Annotated in this window: 1 protein-coding gene; it reads left to right on the forward strand. The window is 27.7% G+C overall.

Going from position 1 to position 1,943, the window contains the following annotated elements; genetic code table 11:
- The first annotated feature begins 1,019 nt into the window (after positions 1 to 1,019).
- Positions 1,020 to 1,376 carry a hypothetical protein gene (locus HMPREF2658_RS14780; RefSeq protein WP_000575908.1) on the forward strand — a complete coding sequence of 119 codons (357 nt, stop codon included), beginning with the start codon at positions 1,020 to 1,022 and terminating at the stop codon, positions 1,374 to 1,376.
- The last annotated feature ends 567 nt before the right edge of the window (positions 1,377 to 1,943 follow it).

A 1,943-nucleotide genomic window follows, 5' to 3' on the forward strand; every position in this document is an offset into this window, starting at 1 on the left:
ACTGCCCATTTACATGCAAATTTAAAAATTAGCATAAAATACTTTAAAACTTCCCCATGTTTTTCTAAATTCCTGCAGGGCTTTTCTTATCAAAAACTTAGAAATTTTAATTTAACTCTAAAATCTCCGTAACTCCGTAAGAGCATAAGGGGAATTTGTACCCATTTGAAAATGGGTGATCTGGCGAAGCCAGATATTTCAAGGGATTTAGTATTTTTGATGTGGGGGCCAAAATTTTGTTAGTGTCACACTTTTGTGACACAATATGTAGTGGTTGTCACAAAAGTGTGACACATTATATGTATTTTGTCACAAAAATGTTCCACCTTTTTTAATGAGAAAGGTTGGGTTATTTTGGCTAACAAAGAACTGAAAATTAGAAATGTAGATAGTGAATTGCTAGATTGATTAAGAGGATTAGCTAAAGAGAAAAACATATCGAGAAATGAATTAATATCAGAAACATTAGAACAGCTATATTTACTGGAAAGTTGTCAAAAATCATATGCAGAACAATCACATCGGCAAGTGCAAAATACAAAAATTTTAAAAGAAGTTACGATTAAACAAGACAAAATTTTAGCGTTACTTGAATCAGTAGATTATTAAACATGAGAACAAAAGTTGAAAAAGTGTGAGCTATTTTATAGTTAAAATGTATTGAAATTCAAAACATTCATACGTGGAATAAATAACAAAGATATATCAATTTTAACGCCAAAAGGAAACTTGATTACGAATATAAATAAAGGTATAAAAGATGAGAATTAAAAGTTTATTTATATCAGAATGTGGTGTAAAAATTGAGATTAAAGGATATAGAATTTTGGATGAGTTTATACAATAATCTTAAAGATGTGTGGTTTTAAATTTTAATTCCCATTGTTATTAGTATTGTAAAACTATTGAATAAAAACGACTTATATCAGACTCGAAATGTTGAAAAAATAAAGATGGTATTAAAAATTACGCGGTTATTTATTTTGATGACTATTGGAGCATTGATATATTTGGTGTCGATGATATTTTTTTCATTGAATGCCTATCCTAAAGACGAAGTTATGGAATATATATCTGAATGGGATAACATTGGTTCATTTGTCATTTTAATCATTATGTACGCCATGTTGTTTCCAATATTTACAATTCCTTTTCTTGGAGATTGTAAAAATAAGCGATACTTTTTAGAAAAGAACAATAACGAAGTTATAGAAAGAGAAATCATTGACCGTGTCTATATCAACAGAAAAGATAAATTAACATTTAAAACACAAGATAAAAAATCATGGATAGCAATGGAAGATATACAAAAAATCTTTTTAAAATTCCAAGACAGAAGCAAAAAAGGGAGTCTCCATTTTTATTTTTATATGTAGTATTCCAACAGTTTATTTAAAAAGATCTAATTTTGATAATTGAAAAATAGTCGTGTAATTTACACAAATGTAATTAACACAAGTATAATTTACACTTGTATATAAAGCATACATATGAGATGTAAGTTATTTAAACATTATGATGAGTTACATAAAGTTGTATTTAGAGAAAATAAAGGAACAGTAATAAAGCTCAAAAAGGTTTATCAACAAGAGATACCTTAATAAATGGATCAATTCTACCAATGATAATAGTAGTTTGGTGGGAGTGAAATGTTTTAATTAAATATTTTTCAGTTTCTTTATTACTGTCTAGATCTCTTATTTCATAAATACCTAATTTATTTTTGTAAAGATTTTTACTAAATTAGGGATAAAATGAACAGATGATGCCATCTAACTTTTTTAATGCATAATTACAAAGAAGTGGAGAGAATAGTTTTCATAATTCAACTTATCGGAAGTAGATATGCTTGTATATTCACAGATGGTATAATAATAGAGTCGCCTATCTCTCAGGCCTCAATTGACGAAGAGAGGAGGTGCATTACTTTGCTAATCATTTTC

The sequence above is a fragment of the Staphylococcus sp. HMSC062H10 genome, from assembly GCF_001836945.1.
GTDB lineage: Bacteria > Bacillota > Bacilli > Staphylococcales > Staphylococcaceae > Staphylococcus > Staphylococcus aureus.

Excerpts from the sequence above, each read along its gene's own strand:
- HMPREF2658_RS14780 (WP_000575908.1), top strand. The coding sequence starts at position 1,020 with ATGATATTTTTTTCATTGAATGCCTATCCTAAAGACGAAGTTATGGAA.